The organism is Halorubrum tibetense (assembly GCF_042661865.1).
GTDB lineage: Archaea > Halobacteriota > Halobacteria > Halobacteriales > Haloferacaceae > Halorubrum > Halorubrum tibetense.
In genome coordinates, this window is record NZ_JBHSWW010000228.1 from 1 (window position 1) to 3942 (window position 3942).

4 protein-coding genes and 1 pseudogene are annotated in these 3942 nt (G+C 68.1%); 1 reads left to right on the top strand and 4 read right to left on the bottom strand.

The annotated features are described in order from the left end of the window. The 3 genes and pseudogenes from ACFQEU_RS12470 to ACFQEU_RS12480 all read right to left on the bottom strand — a co-directional run. Window positions 1-162, bottom strand: a pseudogene (locus tag ACFQEU_RS12470) (heme o synthase); the annotation flags it as partial. 152 nt (window positions 163-314) lie between these two features. Next, window positions 315-743, bottom strand: coding sequence for an FAD synthase family protein (locus ACFQEU_RS12475; protein WP_379782608.1), 429 nt, complete (start codon window positions 741-743; stop codon window positions 315-317). Further along, window positions 740-1315, bottom strand: a complete 576-nt coding sequence (locus ACFQEU_RS12480) for a Mov34/MPN/PAD-1 family protein (RefSeq protein WP_379782610.1) — start codon at window positions 1313-1315, stop codon at window positions 740-742. The genes ACFQEU_RS12475 and ACFQEU_RS12480 overlap by 4 nt, the downstream gene beginning before the upstream one ends. 160 nt (window positions 1316-1475) lie before the next feature. On the opposite strand from ACFQEU_RS12480, the gene ACFQEU_RS12485 reads away from it, so the two are divergent. Next, window positions 1476-3419, top strand: coding sequence for a DHH family phosphoesterase (locus tag ACFQEU_RS12485; RefSeq protein WP_379782613.1), 1944 nt, complete (start codon window positions 1476-1478; stop codon window positions 3417-3419). Between the two features lie 31 nt (window positions 3420-3450). Here the strand turns inward: ACFQEU_RS12485 and ACFQEU_RS12490 are convergent. Beyond that, on the bottom strand, window positions 3451-3942 hold a 492-nt coding region (locus ACFQEU_RS12490), incomplete at its 5' end, for a phospholipase D-like domain-containing protein (RefSeq protein WP_379782616.1).

Below are 3942 nucleotides of genomic sequence, written 5' to 3' on the forward strand. Positions count from 1 at the left end.
GGCACGCTCCGTCGGAAGCGCGTAGCCGTCGCCACAGGCCGGCCAGCCAGTACAGGCCGCGGCGGCGTCCGTCAGCGAGGTCGTCGCTCCGACGACGAGCAGGAGATACGCTCCCATCGCCGTCGCGGCGAGGACCGCGGGGAACCGATCGGGTATCGTCACTTGGATCCGCTTGGGGATCGGCCCATATATGTCCCGCGCTTCGACGACTCCCGGTCGACCGCAGCGTGAGAACGCTCTCGGACGGATCGAGTCGTGCGTGCGTCACCCCCGACCGCCGGATCGACGCTCCCCCCCGACCGCCGGATCGACGCTCATCCCCGACGCGAGAGCACACGGTCGACGATGTCGCCAGTCGAGAGCAGCTCCGCGTCGTACCGCGGGTCGCGACCGCTCGCCCGTTCGACGCGACAGTCGAGACCGCGATCCGCGAGTGCAGCCTCGATGGTGGCCTCGTCGTGGTGTTGGTCGAATCCCAGCACGATGACGTCCGGATCGATCCGCTCGATGGGGACGAACACGTCCTCCGGATCACCGAGATGAGCCTCGTCGACCGCGTCGAGCGCCGCGATCATATCCCGGCGCTGGCGGGCGTCGAGGATCGGCTTCGGCTTGTGGGTGACGTTCGACGGGCGGGCGACGATGGCGTGGAGCTCGTCGCCGTACGTCGCAGCGTCCGTCAGATAGTGAACGTGCCCGGGATGGAGCAGGTCGAACGTTCCCTGCGCGACGACGCGAGTCATCGCCGCAGCCACGAAAGGAAGCCGCCGGAGTCTTCGTCCCCGTCGTTGCGAACCCGGTCATCCGGTTCGACGACGCCCCGATCGTAGCCGTCCTCAACGAGCTCGCGGTCGATGTCCTCCTGCGTGAAATGGAAGAAGTGCTCGTCTGGCACCTCCACGTCGAGTACGTCGAGGGTCGTCTGGTTCCCCTCGTTGTCGAACGCCTTCCAGTCGCCCCAGCCGTAAGGAGCCCCGACGATGATGTGGATCTCACCCTGTCCGAACGTCGCGAGGTCGGCAGAACTCGGGCGGAGCGCGCCGTTCGGGTGTGAGTGGACGGAGCCGACCGAGCGCATGTCGTTCGGCTTCATGTGTGAACGGACCGAGGCGCTCACCGGGTTCGACTCCGTGCCCGGAATGACGAGCACGTCGGTTATCACCTGTCCCTCCCGGTCGATGTCGAGTTTGCGGGCGTCGTCCGCCCGCAGGAACCCCATGTACTCGTTGGGGTGGGTCTCCTCGCTGGCTTCGAGGATGAACTCCATCGTCTCCCGGGCGATCCCGAGGAGCTCATCGGACCGGAACAGTCGCATACGTAAATCCACTCGCCGTCGCCTCATAGGGGTTCCGGACCCGTAGCAGGAAGCCGGTACGTGTCCGGACCGCGAGTCCCGCAAGGAACCCGATCCGGCCGTGGATCCCGGCCGAGACGGAGATAACAAGCTTAACACCTGCCGATCCCGAACGACGGATATGAGCGAGAACACCGCCGGAGGTTCCGGCATGCGGGACGATTCGAGTCCCGAACCCGACGCCACGACGGCCGAGGGGACCGCCGAGAAGGCGACCGTTTACGACCTCGCACCAGACTGCACGCTCGAGGACGTCGAGGTCGATGCCCTGTATCACGCCGAGGTCAACGGTGTCGTGGAGTACGGCGTCTTCGTCGACGTCTCCGACGCCGTCTCGGGGCTGATCCACGCGTCGAGTCTCGACGGCGAGTACGACGTCGACGACCGTCTCATCGTCCGTCTCACCGAGATCAAGGATAACGGGGACATCGCCTTCAGCGACGAGTCGCCGGCGGCGTACACCACCGAGACCGTCGACCACGAGCCCACGATCTCGCGGGTCCGCGGCCTCGTCCCAGGCGACGAAGTCACCGTCGAGGGGGAGGTCGTCCAGGCGAAACAGACCGGTGGCCCGACGATCTTCGGTGTCGCCGATGCCTCCGGAGTCGTCTCGTGTGCCGCCTTCGAGGAGGCCGGCGTCCGGGCGTACCCCGAGATCGCGGTCGGCGACATGGTCCACGTCGCCGGCACCGTCGAGACCCGCGAAGGTGGCCTCCAGCTGGAGGTCGACTCGCTGAAACGACTGGACGGCGAGCGGGAGACGGACGCCCGTGACCGTTTCGAGGCCGCGCTCGACGAGCGCGCCGAACCGGACGACATCGACCCGCTCGTCGAGTGGGAGGCGTTCGAGTCGGTCCACGACGACCTCCGGGAGCTCGCCCGACTGCTCCGCCGGACGGCCCTCGCCGGGCGACCGATCCGAGTACGACACCACGCCGACGGCGACGGGATGTGCGCGGCGATCCCCGTCCAGCTGGCGCTCGAACGGCTCGTCCGCGACGTCAACGAGGACCCCGACGCGGCACAGCACCTGTTCAAGCGCCTGCCGAGCAAGGCCCCGTACTACGAGATGGAGGACGTCACCCGCGATCTGAACTTCGCGCTGGAGGGGCGCGCTCGCCACGGCCGGAAGCTCCCGTTCCTGTTGATGCTCGACAACGGGTCGACGGAGGAGGACGTGCCTGCCTACGAGAACCTCGCCCACTACGACATCCCCATCGCGGTCGTGGATCACCACCACCCTGACCCCGAGGCGGTCGCGCCGCTGCTCGACGCGCACGTCAACCCGTACCTGCACGACGAAGACTACCGGATCACCACGGGGATGATGTGTGTCGAGCTCGCGCGGCTGATCGACCCCTCGCTCACCGACGAGCTCGAACACGTCCCCGCGGTCGCGGGGCTCTCGGACCGCTCGAAGGCCGAGGCGATGGACGACTACCTCGCGCTGGCCGCGGACGCCGGCTACGACGTGGACGACCTTCGCGACATCGGCGAGGCGCTCGACTACGCCGCCCACTGGCTCCGCTACTCCGAGGGGAAGACGCTCGTCAACGACGCGCTCAACGTCGGCTGTGACGACCCCGAGCGACACGCCGAACTCGTGGAGTTCCTCGCGGAGCGCGCCGAGCGCGACGTAAATCGCCAGCTGAACGCCGTCGACGAGCACGTCGAACACGAGCGGCTCGCCTCCGGAGCACATCTCTACCGGATCGACGTCGACGAGTACGCCCACCGCTTCACCTACCCTGCACCGGGGAAGACGACGGGCGAGCTCCACGACTCGCGAGTCCAGGAGACGGGCGACCCCGTTATCACGATCGGCTACGGGCCGGACTTCGCGGTGCTCCGCTCCGACGGCGTCAGACTCGACATCCCGCGGATGGTCACGGAGCTGAACGAGGAGCTCCCCGAGGCGGGGGTCTCCGGTGGTGGCCACCTCGTCGTCGGCTCGATCAAGTTCGTGAAAGGCCGCCGTGAGGCCGTTATCGAGGCGCTCATCGAGAAGATGGCTGACGCCGAGATCGACGAGGCGCTCTCCTCGACGGTCGCGATCGAGGACTGATCTCGACGGGATACCACGGCCCGCGCCCGCTTCAAACGAAGGCGACCTCCCGCCGTGCGACGAGTCCCGCACCGACCAGCGTCGCCACCAGTCCGCCGACGAACCCGACCGGCAGCTGGACGCCGCCACCCCGCCAGTCGGCGGCGTACGCTTTCGCATAAAAATCCGCGACGCCGGGATTCTCGATCGCGAGGAGCACCTCGCGGTTCTCCGTCGCCGCCTGCTCGTTCCAGTTGAGACTCCCCACGATCGCGGTGTCGTCGATCACGAGCCCCTTCGCGTGGACCTTCCCGTACCGCCCCCGGGGGTCAGCGACGGCGACCGCGATCGGCTCGTCGGCGAAGCGCTCCGCGAGCGCGCGGTTCTCCTCGCGGTCGTACCACTCCCCCGAGAGGAGGAGATGAACGTCGACGCCGCGGTCGGCGGCCCGGCGAAGCGCGCGGACGATCCGCTCGTCGGGCCCGCCCGTGCGTGGGACGACAGCCAACACCCGGTCGTCGGCCGCGTCGACCCGATCGACGAT